General features: G+C 63.3%; 1 protein-coding gene. It reads right to left on the reverse strand.

Annotation, left to right across the window (positions count from 1 at the left end):
* The coding region (locus tag EN893_RS36335) for a GTP-binding protein (protein ID WP_128362281.1) at window positions 1-743 on the reverse strand (743 nt) is incomplete at both ends.

Here is a 743-nt window from a genome sequence, read left to right on the forward strand (position 1 = left end):
GGAACATCGGCCGGCGACGGCAGATATTCGACGACGGCGTCGAGCAGCGGCTGCACGCCCTTGTTCTTAAAGGCCGAGCCACAGAACATCGGGTAGAACTTGACCGCGATGGTGCCCTTGCGGATCAGCGCGCGGATCTCGTCATTCGACGGCATCTTGCCTTCGAGGTAATTCTCAAGCGCCGTCTCGTCCATCTCGACGGCGGCCTCGATCATCTTCTCGCGGTATTCTTCGGCACGAGCCTTGAGGTCGTCCGGGATCTCGACAACATCCCAGGCAGCGCCCAGCGTCTCGTCGCGCCAGACAAGCGCGTTCATCTCGACGAGGTCGACGACGCCCTTGAACTCGGTCTCGGCGCCGATCGGCAGCTGCATGACAACGGCATGCGCACCGAGGCGCGAACCGATCATCTCGACCGAGCGGTAGAAGTCGGCGCCGATCTTGTCCATCTTGTTGCAGAAGATCATGCGCGGAACGCGGTACTTGTCGGCCTGGCGCCAGACGGTCTCGGTCTGCGGCTCAACGCCGGCATTGGCATCGAGCAGCGCGATGGCGCCGTCGAGCACGCGCAGCGAACGCTCGACTTCGATGGTGAAGTCGACGTGGCCGGGGGTGTCGATGATGTTGAAGCGGTGCATCTTGCCGTCACGAGCCTTCCAGAAGGTCGTGGTCGCGGCGGAGGTGATCGTGATGCCGCGCTCCTGCTCCTGCTCCATCCAATCCATGGTGGCAGCGCCGTCGTG

The organism is Mesorhizobium sp. M7A.F.Ca.CA.004.04.2.1 (assembly GCF_004022825.1).
Classification (GTDB): domain Bacteria; phylum Pseudomonadota; class Alphaproteobacteria; order Rhizobiales; family Rhizobiaceae; genus Mesorhizobium.